At 40.7% G+C, this 15979-nt stretch carries 17 protein-coding genes and 2 tRNA genes; 13 read left to right on the forward strand and 6 right to left on the reverse strand.

The genetic code is table 11. The annotated features are described in order from the left end of the window. Positions 1-48: 48 nt before the first annotated feature. Together OQE68_RS13500 and OQE68_RS13505 are read right to left on the reverse strand one after the other, a co-directional pair. Positions 49-660: a PH domain-containing protein gene (locus OQE68_RS13500; RefSeq protein ID WP_180568080.1), complete on the reverse strand. Its 612-nt coding sequence runs from the start codon at positions 658-660 to the stop codon at positions 49-51. Between the two features lie 395 nt (positions 661-1055). Next, positions 1056-1310, reverse strand: coding sequence for a hypothetical protein (locus OQE68_RS13505; RefSeq protein ID WP_180568079.1), 255 nt, complete (start codon positions 1308-1310; stop codon positions 1056-1058). 216 nt (positions 1311-1526) lie between these two features. Between OQE68_RS13505 and rimJ the strand changes: the two genes are divergently transcribed. The 10 genes from rimJ (at position 1527) to OQE68_RS13555 (ending at position 9819) form a co-directional block, all read left to right on the forward strand. Next, positions 1527-2081: a ribosomal protein S5-alanine N-acetyltransferase gene (gene rimJ, locus OQE68_RS13510; RefSeq protein WP_180568078.1), complete on the forward strand. Its 555-nt coding sequence runs from the start codon at positions 1527-1529 to the stop codon at positions 2079-2081. A 51-nt stretch (positions 2082-2132) separates the two neighbouring features. After that, positions 2133-2699, forward strand: a complete 567-nt coding sequence (locus tag OQE68_RS13515) for a DUF4124 domain-containing protein (protein ID WP_180568077.1) — start codon at positions 2133-2135, stop codon at positions 2697-2699. An 89-nt stretch (positions 2700-2788) separates the two neighbouring features. Next, on the forward strand, positions 2789-3733 hold the full coding sequence (locus OQE68_RS13520) for an SPFH domain-containing protein (RefSeq protein ID WP_180568076.1): 945 nt from the start codon (positions 2789-2791) through the stop codon (positions 3731-3733). 153 nt (positions 3734-3886) lie between these two features. Continuing rightward, positions 3887-4507: an SPOR domain-containing protein gene (locus tag OQE68_RS13525; RefSeq protein WP_180568075.1), complete on the forward strand. Its 621-nt coding sequence runs from the start codon at positions 3887-3889 to the stop codon at positions 4505-4507. Positions 4508-4614: 107 nt separating this feature from the next. Continuing rightward, entirely contained in the window at positions 4615-5790 is a 1176-nt protein-coding gene (locus OQE68_RS13530; RefSeq protein WP_180568074.1) for an NAD(P)/FAD-dependent oxidoreductase, read from the forward strand. Between the two features lie 82 nt (positions 5791-5872). Beyond that, a complete protein-coding gene (locus OQE68_RS13535; protein ID WP_180568073.1) occupies positions 5873-8098 on the forward strand; it encodes an AsmA family protein in 2226 nt (741 codons plus the stop codon). Beyond that, the gene (mutY, locus tag OQE68_RS13540; protein ID WP_180568072.1) at positions 8098-9165 is read left to right on the forward strand and encodes an A/G-specific adenine glycosylase; all 1068 of its coding nucleotides are present in this window, start codon (positions 8098-8100) and stop codon (positions 9163-9165) included. Before OQE68_RS13535 ends, mutY begins: the two co-directional genes overlap by 1 nt. Positions 9166-9215: 50 nt before the next feature. Then, a complete protein-coding gene (locus OQE68_RS13545; RefSeq protein WP_180568071.1) occupies positions 9216-9494 on the forward strand; it encodes an oxidative damage protection protein in 279 nt (92 codons plus the stop codon). 135 nt (positions 9495-9629) lie between these two features. After that, positions 9630-9705 (forward strand) — tRNA-Phe (locus OQE68_RS13550). 29 nt (positions 9706-9734) lie between these two features. After that, a tRNA-Leu gene (locus OQE68_RS13555) sits at positions 9735-9819 on the forward strand. A gap of 608 nt (positions 9820-10427) precedes the next feature. Here the strand turns inward: OQE68_RS13555 and OQE68_RS13560 are convergent. After that, the gene (locus tag OQE68_RS13560) at positions 10428-11333 is read right to left on the reverse strand and encodes an IS3 family transposase (protein ID WP_266195884.1); all 906 of its coding nucleotides are present in this window, start codon (positions 11331-11333) and stop codon (positions 10428-10430) included. Continuing rightward, the gene (locus tag OQE68_RS13565) at positions 11291-11587 is read right to left on the reverse strand and encodes a transposase (RefSeq protein ID WP_180572110.1); all 297 of its coding nucleotides are present in this window, start codon (positions 11585-11587) and stop codon (positions 11291-11293) included. The genes OQE68_RS13560 and OQE68_RS13565 overlap by 43 nt, the downstream gene beginning before the upstream one ends. 34 nt (positions 11588-11621) lie before the next feature. On the opposite strand from OQE68_RS13565, the gene OQE68_RS13570 reads away from it, so the two are divergent. From OQE68_RS13570 to OQE68_RS13580, 3 genes are all read left to right on the forward strand, one after another. Further along, positions 11622-11936, forward strand: coding sequence for a hypothetical protein (locus OQE68_RS13570; protein ID WP_180571914.1), 315 nt, complete (start codon positions 11622-11624; stop codon positions 11934-11936). Between the two features lie 7 nt (positions 11937-11943). Further along, entirely contained in the window at positions 11944-12480 is a 537-nt protein-coding gene (locus tag OQE68_RS13575) for a hypothetical protein (RefSeq protein WP_180571913.1), read from the forward strand. 281 nt (positions 12481-12761) lie between these two features. Beyond that, positions 12762-13421: an outer membrane beta-barrel protein gene (locus OQE68_RS13580; RefSeq protein WP_180571912.1), complete on the forward strand. Its 660-nt coding sequence runs from the start codon at positions 12762-12764 to the stop codon at positions 13419-13421. A 71-nt stretch (positions 13422-13492) separates the two neighbouring features. Here OQE68_RS13580 and OQE68_RS13585 read toward each other — a convergent pair whose 3' ends face one another. Next, positions 13493-14824 (reverse strand): DUF6538 domain-containing protein, encoded by a 1332-nt coding sequence (locus OQE68_RS13585; RefSeq protein WP_353618598.1) that lies wholly within the window; start codon positions 14822-14824, stop codon positions 13493-13495. A 500-nt stretch (positions 14825-15324) separates the two neighbouring features. After that, positions 15325-15969 carry an outer membrane beta-barrel protein gene (locus OQE68_RS13590; protein WP_180571736.1) on the reverse strand — a complete coding sequence of 215 codons (645 nt, stop codon included), beginning with the start codon at positions 15967-15969 and terminating at the stop codon, positions 15325-15327. Positions 15970-15979: the final 10 nt, after the last annotated feature.

Below are 15979 nucleotides of genomic sequence, written 5' to 3' on the forward strand. Positions count from 1 at the left end.
GCTCCTAAAGGATCTGTAATACCTGTTTGAAATAATAAACGGTATAAGTTAGTTGTTTATATATTTCTCAAATATTTCACCGAAATCTTTTCTGCAGTAGGCATCTCGGGCTAGGTGTAGCCAGTCGAAGACATGTTGATTGATTTCTTTAAACTGGGTTTCAAGTGTAGTGGAGCTAGTAGAGCGATGAACGGTGCTAGAGGCTAGCTCTATACTACGCTCAGCAAATCGGTAGTAATGGCTGTTGTCTCTTTGTAAAGAGCCAATTGCATAGAGTGCTTTATATAAGTCTTTCAAGTGTTCAATTTGGTCTTTTTTGACATCAATGGAATAAGCGTGCTTACCCAACTGAAATTTTATTTCAGCATCCAAATCAATAGTGCCTGCTGTTTCTAACATGACATCACTGATGTTATGGTCATGATAGCTATAGCGCTTAAGTAAACGTTTCTTGCTGATAGCGCTGGCACCATCTAAGTGAATAAGCGCCACGTTTGTGAAGCAGTATTCGTCAGACTTCGATTTGATTAGGAAGAATATCTTTTCATTATCTTCGTGCATGATGTAATCATCAGAATCAACTTTATCATAATCCTTAGGATCGATGATTTCACCGATATCACTAAAGCCGAGTGCGTCCGAAGCAATACGTTTAAACATAACCATTACCTTATTAGAAATTCGTCAACTGACTTTATTTAACTGCCTGGTAAAAATTGAATAATATAACAATCTCTATGTAATAAAGCAGTGTTTTAATACAGTGATCTTTAACAAACTGATCATATCTTTAGCAAGTCGACCATAGTAGTGTAGTTAATTAAGTATCAATAATTAGGGATACCTTATAGATCAGCTACGCTAAAATATGATACGGCAAAAGTCTAGTACTGAAGTCACGCTTTGTCCTCATAGCCTAATCTCTCTTCAATCCATTCTTAACTATTTCATTGGACGGGTAGGGCAAAAAGAGGATGCTGTAGATAGCCTGGCCATCCTCATTATAATACTCATAAAATAGTTAACATTAATTTTTGCTTGTTCCTTGTTCCTGATTACCATTTCTCCATGACTGCTGCTAAATCCTGTTCATAGCATTGTTCAAGTGAGCGGTGGTGCGCACCTGCTTTTTTTAAAGTCGCTTCTGTTTTATCGATGAGGGCACTGGCATAGGTTTGCAGATCTTCTAGGATGCTGATAGCTTCTTGGTGATCAGGTGCTTCCAGTAACAGCTGTTCTAGTTGACTGACAAGATGGTTAATTTGACGAGTGGTGGTACTGATTTGCTGTTTGATCGAGGTGATAGGCATATCCAAACTCCTTTGGTTAGCCCGAATGTCCAGGGTCTTTACTATCTGAACAGGTACTCAGGCTTGCACTTTCATATTTACAAGCATAGTTGTTTTTATTAATTGCAGCTATTGAGCGACTAATATAGGATGCTTTTGATAAACAACAGTTGTATTCTTATAACGAAGGTGTTACTTAAGGTTTGGTTAAATTTGTAATTTAAGGGTGTAAGCAGTATGGATACGATGCCAACAATTAATATTTCTCGTGGGGTGATAACAGTATTAACACCTGATCAGGCAAGCTTGGTTTATCAATATTATTTAGCTAATCGAGACCATTTAGCACCATGGGAACCAAAGCGAGATGTGGCATTTCACTCTTTGTCGGGTTGGCAGGAACGGCTGACTAATTCGTTTGAACTATTTCAACAAGGCATAATGCTTCCTTTAGTTGTATTAAATCAGCAAAAGAGTGAAATGATAGCCTGCTGTAACTTCTCTAATATTGTGAGAGGTGTTTTCCAAGCTTGTCATCTTGGCTATTCAGTCGATATTCGCTATCAAGGTATGGGGCTAATGCATGAAGCATTGAGCTGTTCAATTAGCTATCTATTTGAACAGTTAGATTTGCATCGAATCATGGCTAATTACCTACCTAACAATCTTCGCAGCGAGGCATTATTGAAAAAGCTAGGGTTCCAAAAAGAAGGTTATGCTAAGTCTTACCTGAAAATAAACGGTCAATGGCAGGACCATATTTTAACGGCATTGGTTAACCCAAAGCATTAACGCTATATTGTACTGTTAATTATGCTGTACTCCTTTGTTGAGGGGTTTATTATGAAGTACTGCTATAACCTATTATTTTTTATGCTCATGATTATAGCTGTCAGTAACCTGAGTGCCGCAGTTTATCAATGCAAAGTGAATGGTAAACTTACTTTTCAGGACAAGCCTTGTGTAAAAGGAGAGGGTAAGCAAATACACTTAAAGTCTGAGAAAAAAGAAGCAGCGCATCATGTGGGTAGCTTTTTAGAAAAAGTAACGGAGTTCACCCAGCAAAAAGCACTAAATAAGTTAATGCAACTCTATAAAGACGATGCCGACATTTTAATTTACTCTGATCCTACTTGTACTGTATTGCAGCAAAAGCGTAGACCGCAACTCACTGACGAGCTGAAAGTTTCCTCGGCTTTAACAGAGATTTTAGATATTATTCGAACTGATCTCACTGAAATGCGTGAAGGTGATAAAATTCGAGTGAATTTTAAGGAAACCATAATAGCTAGAAAATTAGGTGAAAAGGTGAAAATCGAAAGTTTTAAGCGATTATTGCTTGATACCTCTACACCATCTCTTCGTATAGCCAAAGATGAGACCTGTATTGTTGGTGAAAATCCAATGTAATAAGGTTGCTTTTCATTCTTTAACTTCAAATCATCGACTACTCTACTTTTAAATGAAAGGATTTTCTCCCTGTAATTAAGGATAGATTGATGAGCAAGAAATCGGTAATCACTTTCTTTGGGTTTTATGTTATTAATCAAGATGAAGTAGGCGTTAAACTTACTCTAGGTAAATATACAGGTTTAGTAGAGCCAGGTCTTGGGTTTTGTATTCCAATACTACAACAAGTGGTAACGACAAAGAGTAGTATTCAAACGGTGGATTTACCCAGTCAACAAGTGGTGTTGAATGGTAATATTTCTGTCACCATTTCAGGTACTTTGCATTACCGAGTGGTTGATTGTCAGCAAGCATTATTAGAGGTTTCAGATTATAACCATAGTATTCGACAATTAGCATTAACGACGATATCTGATGTATTGGGAACGAAAACCATTGAAGAAGTAAGGGGGAATAAATCAGCGATTGCGGAAGAAATTGAGCAAGTAATCCGGAAGACTTCTTCCAGATGGGGAATTGCTGATGTAGATATTCGTTTAACTGATGCCAGTATGGACCATAATTTATTGCGAGCCATGATGCGAGAGACCGAAGCGAGTAAAGAAGCCAGCGCACAGAAAATTAGAGCTGAGGCTGATCAAGTGACAGCAAAGATATTTTCTGAAGCAGCTAAAACTTTAGCATCTTCACCTGGTGCGATGACATTAAGGGTATTACAGACTTTAAGTGATATAAGCAGTGACAAATCAACGGTTGTTGTCCCTATCCCTTATGAATTAACACAGGGAATGTTGCAAGCGACTGGAGAGATAAAAGGTGTTACACAGCAGGTGAAACCTACTCCAGTGTTGGCAGAAATAGCGCTTTCTGGTGACCAACTCTTTTGTTTTTGTCCTTCTTGTAATCATAAGTATAAGGTGACAGATGTGGCGAAAGATGATCGCTACGATAAAGCGCCTGACATTCCTGGGCAACAGTTATCTTGTGGTCGTTGCCATACAATGTTCAGTATCCCTAAGTTAAGAGTTTCATAAATGGTTTGGATTAGGTTGAACTACCTCGCCTGCCTTGCTTTAAAAAAGTTTAGGTAGCTAATTAATAAAAATGCAGTAAAAATTCAATTAATAGCTACACTAAAAATACCTCATTAGCAGTTTATACAGAATAAACCTTTAGGTATGAAGCAAATGCGATCATGGGTTAAACAGAGGGTAGCTGTTGGTAGCGGGCTTTTAGTAGTCTGCCTGTCTGGGTGCCAATGGCTGCCGTGGGCGAATGAAAATCCAGATGAAGCAACACTTTATGCAGTTGAGCAGCCAGAGCAAACGAAGGGGAAGGGAGTTGCCCTCGTATCACCCTGGCAGTGTGAGTCAGGCATAGAGGTGGAAAACCAATGGCAGTGTGATGACCTTAATGTACCAGGAAAACGGACGAGTTTAGAAGAAACAGCAAAAAATGATCGGTTACGGCTGATGGCATTAAATCTTGCCAATAAAACCGACCATTTAGAAACCATTGCCCGCTTGAGGCAAGTACCACGACATTATGTAACTATTCAATTAATTGCTGCTTCTGAGCTAAAGACCATAAGTAACTTGCAGCTTAAATACCCCTTTTTATATTCCAGCACACATGTAGTGGTTCAATCGAATGGGCAACCTTTACATTTACTGCTTTATGGGGTTTATGAGAATAGAGTGCAGGCCCAAAAAGAGTTAAGCCGATTACCACTAAAGCAGATCCAGTTTCTTAAACCATGGGTTAGAACCATGGCTAACCTCCAACCCCTACTAAGCACCGCGAAGTAGCTTTTTTCTACCTTTCTTTTGTTGATGTTAGAAGCGCAAATTGCGTTTCTAACTGCCTGCCTGTTTATTATAACGTACTTTTACCATGAGATGATGAGCGGAATATTATGGAGCAAGTGGATTTCACCATTGTTGGTGCAGGGGTAGTGGGTTTGGCAATAGCGGCTCGATTAGCGGGAGATAATTGTACGACAGTCATTGTAGAGAAGCACCCTCACTTTGGAGAGGAGGTGAGTAGTCGCAACAGCGAAGTGATTCATGCGGGCATCTATTATCCTAGTCAGTCGTTAAAAGCTGAGCTTTGTGTGCGTGGTAAAGAATTACTATACGACTACTGCCAGCGATATCAGATTCCTTATCAGCAGTGTGGCAAGCTGATTGTGGCTTGCAAACAGGAAGACGAACAACAGTTACAGCGTATTTATCAACAGGCTGAAGCTAATGGCCTGAATGATTTGCAATGGCTCGACAAGTCGGCGGTGGCAGGGTTAGAGCCAGCGATTAATTGCTCTGTTGCTTTATGGTCACCTTCGAGTGGCATTGTCGATAGCCATCAGTTGATGTTAAGGCTGTTAACGGAGGCAGAACAACAGCAGGCTATTTCATTATTTGGTACCCAAGTAAACAGAGTAGAGCCAGTGACAGATGGTTTTATTGTGCATGTGACTATCCTGTCGGGGGCAGGTCATCAGGAAAGCTATTCGTTTAAAACGCGTTGGCTGATTAATGCAGCAGGTTTAGGAGCGCAGCAAGTCGCTAAAGGGATAGAGGGACTCACTGATAAAGACATACCGCCACTGTATTATTGTAAAGGGCATTATTTTAGCTTGAAGGGACAGGCACCTTTTAAGCACCTTATCTATCCTACACCTGAAGTGAATACCACTGGGCTAGGTATTCATGCGACATTAGACTTATCAGGGCGTGTGCGGTTTGGGCCTGATACGGCTTATGTTAACGATGTGAATTATGATGTGCCAGAGTCCAAAGCCGACTCATTTTATCAGGCTATCAAGCGTTATTATCCTACAATCAACCGACAAGATTTAATGCCTGCTTATGCAGGTATCAGACCTAAGCTACAGGGGCCTGGTGAGCCCATTAGAGACTTTATCATTCAAACTCATTTAGAACACAAAATTACTGGTTTGATCAATTTATTTGGCATTGAAAGCCCAGGGCTTACTGCTGCGTTAGCTATTGCTGAAAAAGTGGAGCAGTGGGTAGGCGATTATATAGAGCAAAGCAAATCTTGTCGTTTATATCAAGACACCTCGGAATAGAGTAAAATGTGCAAATAGCGAAATGCTGACACCTATACCCGTTTATATCTCAGGGTATAAATACACGTATAAGGGCTACTGAATGAAGACGCTACTGAAAATTACCCTAGGTACAATTGCAGTATTGTTGCTGCTGGTTGTATTGGCATTGGTATTTATTAACTCGATTATTAACCCAAATGACTATAAACCTCAGCTGGAAAAAGCCGTGCTGGATAAAACTGGGTTTCAAATGCGGATTAATGGTGATATTGGGCTAACACTTTTTCCTCAACTGAGCTTTGCAATAAATGATGTGTCGATGTTAGACCGTAAACAGCAGCCATTGCTTGCATTGGAGGAGGCAAAGCTTGGCTTAGAATTATGGCCGTTACTCAGCAGTCGGGTAGAAATGAATGATGTTGTATTAACAGGTTTAAATCTAAAGTTAGTTAAAGATAAAACAGGTAAAGGCAACTGGGAAATACCCAAACAACCAGAGACTGCTGATCAGCAAAAACCGCAAGAGCAAGAACCCCAAGAACAAGAGCCATCGTCTTCTGACAAGTCTCAGAGTAAAGACAGTAAACCTGTTGTATTAGCGGTTGAAAGTGTTCAGGTTAAAAATATGATCCTGGATTACAAAGATGAGCAGGCCGGTACCAGTCAGCAAATTCGCAATATCAATTTTACAACGGGAGCCGTTGCCAGTGCTAAGCCTTTCCCCATTAACTTGTCATTTAGCTATAACAGCAGCCAGCCTCGTTTATCGTTAGATAGCCGATTAAGTGCGACGTTAATGTTGGACTTTATGGGGCAGCACTACCAAATGAAAGAGTTGGATTGGGACTTGGCTGCAGTAGGTGAGCCGACCAATAATAAAAGTGTTAAAGGTACGATAAAGGGTAATTTATCCGTTGATTTAAAGCAGCAACTGTTATCGTTAAATGATTGGCATGCTCAGTTTGGCGACTTGGATTTAACCTTTACCAGTGAAACCAAACAGTTTGTTACTGCCCCAGCCATGAGTGGAAAGCTGAGTGTAAAACCATTGAATATCAAACAATGGTTGTCAGGGGTGGGCGTTGAGATGCCAGAAACAGCGTCTGATAAAGCCTTTAGTCAGTTTGCGTTAAACACACAATTTAAAGGCACTAATAAACAGCTGTCATTAAGCCCGTTGAATATCACCTTGGATGATAGCCAGTTAACCGGTAATTTATCGATTATTGATATCGCTTCGCAAGCACTACAGTTTAATTTACACATTAACCAATTTAATGTTGACGATTATTTACCACCAGCGCCAGTTGAGACAACAAAAAGTGCTGGAGCGCCTGCTCCCACTCCCGCTCCTTCATCAGGTGATACGCCAGTAGCCGCGTCGCCAGCTGCCGAGCAGCCAGTCATACCCGTTGATGCATTAAAAGGGTTGAACTTAGCTGGTCAAATGACTTTGAAAAAACTCATTGTCAAAAAAGCCGAACTGTCTGATGTTAAGTTGGATGTATCTGCTAAGGGTGGTTTGGTTAAAGTGAAAAACTTATCCGCCAAATTGTATGGAGGCGAGTTTACGCAGCAATTGACAGTTGATGTCCAAGGTAAACAGCCAACCATTAAAGCCAGTAACCAATTAGCTGGAGTACAGGTTAACCCACTATTAACCAATTTAGCGGATGTTAATCAAGTGTCGGGGGTGGGTAATATTTCCAGCCAGATAACCACGAAAGGATTAACGGCTAGTGAATTAACCAAACAATTAAACGGTGTGGTGAAGTTTGCAATTAATGATGGTCAGTTTGCTGAGGTCAATATTAATCGGATTGTTTGTAAAACAGTTGCAAAAGTCCGTAAAGAAAAAATGGGTGACCAAGCCTGGGATAACAATACGCAGTTTAAGTCACTGCATGGACAGTTTAATATTCGGCAAGGTGTCGCTAAAAATGATGACTTAATTGCATCGCTTGATCAGATGAAGCTGGATGGTGATGGTGAAGTTGACCTAGTGCAGCAGGCGTTGGACTACCACTTAGGTTTAACGATTTTAGGTCAAACCAGTGACTTGGGTGATCAAGCTTGCCGAATTAATGAGCGTTATGCCAATGTTCGTTGGCCTGTTCGTTGTAAAGGTAAATTTAGCCAAAAAGAAGGTTTGTGCGGTGTTGACAGTGAGCGAATGAAAGATGTTGCCAAGGCACTGATTAAAGACGAGCTTAAACGCAAGGTCGATAAAAAACTTGATGATAAGCTAGGTGACAAATTGAAAGAAAAGCTCGGTGAAGAAGGTGGCGAGCGGGCAAAAGAGTTACTGAAAGGTTTGTTTAATTAATGATTCCAGCAAGGCAGTTCAACCAGCCAGTATTAACCTGGTTTGATAAGCATGGTCGCAAACAGTTGCCGTGGCAGCAAAATAAAACCCCTTATCGGGTGTGGGTGTCTGAAATTATGTTGCAGCAAACCCAGGTGGCCACGGTTATTCCTTATTATGAGCGCTTTATGAAGCGCTTTTCCACAGTAAAAACGCTGGCAAAAGCAGACGTTGATGAAGTGCTGCATTTGTGGACAGGGTTGGGGTATTACGCTCGTGCCAGAAATTTACATAAAGCAGCTAAAATAGTGGCGGATGAATACAAGGGGCAGTTTCCTGAAACCGTTGAGGGGCTTGCAGAGTTGCCAGGTATTGGTCGCTCCACGGCAGGGGCCATTTTGTCTATTGCTGTTAATAAACGAGCAGCCATATTAGATGGTAATGTAAAGCGGGTGCTGGCCCGGTTTCATCGTGTTTCTGGCTGGACTGGGCAAACAAAAACACAACAAGTGTTGTGGGAAATAGCCGAACACTATACCCCTAAACAGCGGTTTGGGGATTATACCCAGGCAATGATGGACTTAGGGGCTACAATTTGTACACGCAGTAAGCCTGTTTGCAGCTTGTGCCCCGTGGCCAAAAAGTGTGAGGCCAATTTGCAGAGCGAAACCCATTTATACCCCGAGCCAAAACCGAAAAAGCAACTGCCAGTAAAGCAAACCAACTTAGTGATGATTGTTAATCAACATGGTGAGGTGTTACTGAATAAGCGCCCAGCTGCCGGTATTTGGGGTGGACTCTGGAGCTTTCCTGAAACTGAAGTTGATACAGCACACACTAAGTGGTTAACGTCTCTAGAAAATACCCTACAGTTGAAATTAGCGAAGCCAGAAGTTTGGAACCCATTACGCCACACATTTAGCCATTATCATTTAGATATAACTCCTGTTAAGCTATTTTTACGTCAATCAACCCAACCGTTATTGGAGCCAGAACAGTGGCTTTGGTATAACCTTGATCAGCCGGCTACAGTAGGGTTAGCAGCACCAGTCAAAAAGCTTATTCAAAAATTAGCCGTCAGTTTATAAATAATTTGTACAGTATTTGTTTCGTGTACGTTCCTTAGTAGGTGTTATCAATGACAAGAACCGTATATTGCGTCAAATTAAAGAAAGAAGCAGAAGGGTTAGCCGTACCACCCTACCCAGGTGAAAAGGGTAAGTGGCTTTATGATAATGTGTCTAAAGAAGCTTGGGCGGCTTGGCAACAGCATCAAACCATGTTGATTAATGAAAAACGACTGAACTTGATGGACCCAGAAACCCGTAAATACTTAACCGAACAAATGGATAAGTACTTTGCAGGCGAAGACTACGAACAAGCAGAAGGCTATGTACCACCCTCTGAAAACGAGTGAGTAATTCGCTGGAAAGCCCTATGATTTGGGTTGTTATTAGGCTTGCGCAAAAATTATACAGCAGCTTTTTTGCTTTTTTTTCTGGAAGGCCTTGACTCAAAAGCAAACTAACGGTTTAATAGCGGCCCTGTCAGCGCCCAGATAGCTCAGTCGGTAGAGCAGGGGATTGAAAATCCCCGTGTCGGTGGTTCGATTCCGCCTCTGGGCACCATACATGCCTTTTCATCAAAAAATATCCAAGCCGAAGTGGTGGAACTGGTAGACACGCTGTCTTCAGGTGGCAGTGCCTTCGGGTGTGGGAGTTCGAATCTCCCCTTCGGCACCAGTTTTTCTAAGTCTTTGTAAATACTCAAGTTTTCCCCAGATTCAAACGTTTGTTTAGCTCCATTTTGTACCACCCATTTCGCTGATTTTGTACCATGCTGCTGGCTAAAAAGTCAACACTGTTTGGTGTACTTCTGTTGCCTCTCTTGTCTGTATTTTAATCAATAAATCTATTTGCTATCTCGCTTAATTGCCAGTGGTTTTCTGTGGCTAATTGCTTGGTAGCGCAAGGAGAGCTAAAGGCGTAAAAACAGGTATACACACACGGACAAGTAAACAAAGTGTAGGGGGCTTGAGGTGGAGAGTGAAACACGTCCTTACGCTACAAGCCCTATAACTATAGGGAGGTCACGTTTCGTTACCCCCCCCCTAGCAACCTCTTTCACTCCTTGCTAATGACAGGCTCAAACTGAGCAAGCTCTCGGTATCTACTGGTCATCACCATGTAAAGCCTGTCTTCTTCTTTTTTTGGGACCACAAAGGAGTCATGCACCCCAATGATAGGTATATCTGTCTCCTGAAAAGCTCGCATCACGTTAAAGGCAATTGTGCTGTCCCAGTAATGGAGTTGTGCCCAAGTAATCTGGCAACAGTTTTCCGGACATTTTTTTACGCAGCTCCGACAAGTTTTTGCTCGTACTTGAACGGTGCTAAGTAACCATTAGTTGAGTGTTTTCTCTGACGGTTATAAAACACTTCAATATACTCAAATATATCTTGCTGAGCCTCTTCCCGAGACAGGTAGTTTTCATGGTGAACTAACTCTGTTTTCAGCGTATGAAAAAAACTTTCTGAAGGGCTATTATCCCAACAGTTGCCCTTACGACTCATGCTACAAATGAACTTATTTTCTTTCAATAAGCGTTGATAATCATCTGACACATATTGGCTACCACGATCAGTATGAACCAGTAGACCTTCATCGGGTTTACGGCTTTTTATCGCCATTTGTAAGGCATCAATCACTAATGTAGCTGTCATCCGATTACTCATTGACCAGCCAACCACGGCTCTTGAGCAAAGATCAATAAACACGGCCAGATACAACCAGCCTTCATGTGTCGGTATATAGGTGATGTCACCAACATAAGCTTGGTCTGGCTGACTCCAGGAAAACTGACGATTGAGCCGATTATCCGCTACAGGTTTATTATGTGTAGAGTCAGTTGTCGCTTTAAATTTACGCTTTGTTTTGCAGGATAAACCCTCTTCTTTCATCAATCGGCCAATACGTCTACGACTGATTTGTTCGCCTTGATCGGTAAGATCGTCCTTAATACTACGAGTGCCGTAGTTTCGGTGACTTGCTTCATGTGATTTTTTGATTTTTGCCTTCAATGCCTCATCCTCTTGAGCTCGTTTTGAAACAGGACGAGAGCGCCAGTCATAGTAGCCACTAGAGGATACTGACATACACCGACACAGAGCTTTGATGCTAAACTGCTCCCGGTGCTGATGAATAAATTCAAATCTTAGTGATGCTCTTTGGCAAAGAAGGCGGCTGCCTTTTTTAATATAGCTCGCTCTTCTTTCAGTCGAGCATTCTCTTTACGCAGCCTTTTTACCTCATCATATAAATGCTCTTCGTTTTTAGCGGCTTTGTTACCCTGCTTAGAGCGATGATATTTATCAATCCAGGTATGGAGAGTATTAACGTTGACTTCTAACTCTCTGGCTGTTTTAGCAACTGGCTGATCCGATTCAACTGCTAGCTTGACAGCTGATTCTTTAAACTCAGCTGTATAGTTTTTAGACTTCTTTTCAGACATTTGGACACACCTCTAGTTGGGACTAATATTACCTGTGTTTGTGTGTCCGGAAAACTATAGCCAGATTACTTTACCAAAAAGAAATGGAGAGAAATCATCACACACAGAAACTAAAGCATTAGCTAGAGTGAATTTTAAGCCCGGTGATACTATGGTAATTTCTGGGCAAAGAGACCCTTGTAAACCTTGTAGAGGTTCGTTAAATAAGTATGCAAAAGCAAACCCAGGTGTGAAAATATTGTATAAATGGCGTGAGAATGGTGAGACCTGGGTATGGGAAGCTGGCAGAGGATTAATTCAAAAAGGCAGCATAAAAGCTGAACCTGGGAATAAACTGAAGTGGGATTAAATAGTTTATGAGTATTTTGCTTGAATGTGATGATTGGTCAGGTCTGTTAATTGCCGATATGCAATTTTTTACTGATTTTGATAGAGACGGTTTCACATACGACCTAACAGTAGCCTTGGATAAAAGGGGTAAAAGTGAAATTATTTATGACTTTGACACAAATAAACCTTGGTCCACTGTGTGGCAACAGGAAACTAAGAAGTTAGTTGATAGCATAAATAAAGGAGAGTATTCACTAGTATTATTGCCTCCTGATGACTTTAACTTATTTATTACCAATAGTGGAGCAAGTCAAGGCGATGTCCAAATAACCCATAATATAAGAGTTAGTTCTGGTGAGATTGGTTTTCTTGAAGCTGGTAGAGCAATTGAAACTTTTTGTGCAGATGAGCCAATAGAGCTTGCATACACAACATCAATACCAAATGGTATTTACTCAGTTACCTATAATATTTTTCGGGACACAAAAAATATTGAAGTAACAATTCAACCAGCAGCAGGACAAGCAAAGTCAATTGACTCATTGCAGAATCCTTTCCAATAGCTGTTAGCTCTACTTTAGGCCCCTCAAAATGAAATGAGGAGCCTGAATTATTTATCTCATAAACATAATATTTGACCTTGTTTCTAAGCTTACATTATTTACATTTGTCTTCTTTTTGTTTGCATTTACAAACCATTTATCACACCAATTTCAAAGATGGAAGTACGGGAATTACTCTTTTTTGTAAATGCCTTTTCGTATAACAATGTCGATGACGTTTTACCCTACTCGAACAGTCAATTAAGAATAATTTTCAACAAGAAGTACTCCTAGGGGGAGATATGAAAAAAGCTGTATTAGTTGTTGCTGTAGCGTCAACCTTTGCTATACCTGCCTTTGCAGAAAATAATTTAAATCCTTTTGAAGATAGTAAAAGCGGTTTTTACCTAGGACTAGGTCTGGGTGCTGCTGATTACGATGACTCTTTCAGTACAGCCAAAGACAGAGCTAGCAACGTTGGTGGTACTTTAAAATACACAACACGCGATGGTGCTTGGAAAGCATTTACCGGATATCGTGTTAATAAATATTTTGGTGTAGAAGCTAGTTATAACAGTTTAGGAAATCCTGAAGCAGACTTTTATCCTAGCGGTAGTAACGCTGTTGTAGAAACTGAAGCAGAAATAAAAGGTTATGGGGTTAAAGCCATAGGCTATTATCCAATTAATAACAGCTTTGAATTACAAGCAAGTGTGGGTGCTTTAAAGTGGAAAGCTGAGGAAGACACTAAAGTAGCAGTTGGAGCTAGCTCTAATAAAATTGACTCCAAGTCAGAGAAAGGCACGAGCTTAACGGTTGGTCTAGGAGCTAATTATAACCTAACTAAAAATATCGCTTTTGGTCTTCAGTGGGAGCGTATCAATGATGTAGGTGACAAAGAACTATTTTTTGGTGAAACTGACATCGATACCTACACTTTATCAGCTCAATACAAGTTCTAATTCAAGTCTTGTATAAACATTAAGGGCGCTAAACATAGCGCTCTTTTTGTATATATCAATAAATACTTCTCTCACAAATTCATACAAAAATTTCTTACCTCTATTTTCTGTAAGCTCGCATTAAGCACCCTCAAACTAAACCCAGAGCCATAAATGCCATGTGTCACATCACCTTGCGTGTGTCCTAATAGGGCCTTGATATGCTCGCTTGGTATCCCTGATTCGACGGCTAAGTCCCTGAATGTGTGCCTGAAGCTGTGGAAGACTTTAGAAGGACCAAAGCCAAGACGTTGTTTAAATTGGGTAAACCATTTAGTGACATTCTTGCCGTATTTCCCACTCACTTTATTTAATTGGAAGAGCTGCTGTCCTTGTCTTGTAGCTAAATAGTCGAGAAAGCCAAGGCTTATGACCTCACAATGAAGGGGTATTTTTCTAGCTGAGTTTTCATTTTTTAATTGATTATTTTCCTCGCTGTGAATATGGAGGTAATAAATGGTATCTTCCTGCTTAACATCACTCGCGCTAAGCTGTGCCAGTTCTTCCAGGCGTGCCCCAGTATATAAAGCTAAAATAGGCAACCAATATTGCCATTCACACTTATATTTTTTTTCTTTAAATAGAGGCTGGCTAAAGATAAGCTTTAAATCATCCTGATTAAATGGCTGCTTTTTCGTTGAGGTCTTCTTGCCTTTAGGTGATAGGCCAGATAGTGGATTAGCCTTGATATATTTACGCTGGGCAAGCCAATTAAAAAAGACATTCATTCGTGTGAAATGGTTCTTAGCGGTTCTAGCAGAGATAGTAGGGGAGTTGCGCTTAGTTAACTCTTTCAGGCTGAGCTTAGCGTTAGGGCCTACAGCTCTCCGCTGGGGATATGTAAGCAACCCTTGGCTGTATTTATTGGCTAAGGCGTTATTCACCTTTGCTGGGACCACATCACCAACCAAGTCAATTAAGGCTTTAAATGCTGTGTAATAATCTTCCTTGGCTTTGTGTCCCCATTCAGTAGCTACTTTTTCAGTTTCAAATTGGATATACAACACTGACAGGGTAGTTATTTTCGGTTTGGTTTTTTCCTGGCTTACTTCTCCTTGCTTGGGCGTAAAGTGCCTTGTTCCCAAGCTTTCATAGGCTTTGTGTTTCTTATTTATGAAGGATTTAAGAAAGATATCAAGCTGCTCTAAGATGGCTAATTTTCGTTCTAGTTTCTTTTCTGACTTTATCTCATCTATGGCTTCATTGATTGCCCCACGCAACGTAGCCGCTCTAGTACGGGCTTCAGTCTTTATCTTGGTCCCTAGCGATAGCTGTAATTCTCCCTTGCAAAATAAGTATCTTAGTTCCATTGGTATGACCTTTCGGAAGTAAAATGTACCATTTCGAGTGCGTAGGTAGTCCACATCTCACCTCGGTTTTGTACCATCTCGACTCTCAGTTTTGGTACAAAAGGGGTAAACAGTTTCATATCTGGGAATAACGCATAGTATTTACTAACCGTGAACAAGCCGCCCTTGGTAGACACGCTGTCTTCAGGTGGCAGTGCCTTCGGGTGTGGGAGTTCGAATCTCCCCTTCGGCACCAGTTTTTCTTATCTTATTGTTTTTCTTAGAGTTTTTTCCTTACACATCATCTTAATTCGCTTCAAGGTACAAAAATACCCCTTCACTGTGAGGTCCTAAGCCTTGGTTTTCTCGATCATTCAGCTAAGAGGCAAGGACAGCAGCTTTTCCAATTAAATAAAATGAGTGGCAAATACGGCAAGAGCGTTACTAAGTGGTTCACTACGTTTAAACAGCGTCTTGGCTTCGGTCCCTCAGAAGTCTTCCATAGCTTCCGGAGATTTTATATATACAAAAAGAGCGCTAATTGTAACGCCCTTAATATTTATACAAGATTTAAATTAGAACTTGTACTGAACAGAAGCGGAGTAAACATCAATATCTGTTTCTCCAAATCTTAACTCTTTATCGCCAACGTCATTGATACGCTCCCACTGAAGACCAAAAGCAACATTTTCAGTTAGATTGTAATTAGCACCAAAACCAACGGTTAAACTTGAGCCTCTCTCAGAAGAAGACTCGTCATATTGGCCATTACCTAATCCTGGAGTAGAGTAGTCTTCCTCAACTTTCCACTTCATTACGCCGGCGCTGGCTTTTAATTCAAAGCTATTATTAATTGGGTAAATTCCGACAGCTTTAATTCCATATCCTCTAATCTTGTTCTCTACTTCATATGCATGGTCAAGATGTGTATTTTTAGCGTCAGGGTTACCTAAGTAAGCATAATTTACTTCTAATGCAAAGTATTTATTGACACGATATCCAGCAAAAATATTCGCTGCACCATCACGTACTTGGTATTTAGTGTAGCCAAAATTCCCATCTTTCCATTCGTCGTATGACTTATCATAATCGGCAGCACCCAAGCCCAAGCCTAAGTAAAAACCGCTTTTCTCGTCCTCAAAAGGATTAAGATTATTTTCTGCAAAGCTAGGTATGGCAAAAGTAGAAACAACAGCAACGGCTAATACAGCTCTTTTCATATCTCCCCCT

The organism is Spartinivicinus marinus, assembly GCF_026309355.1.
GTDB classification, from domain to species: domain Bacteria; phylum Pseudomonadota; class Gammaproteobacteria; order Pseudomonadales; family Zooshikellaceae; genus Spartinivicinus; species Spartinivicinus marinus.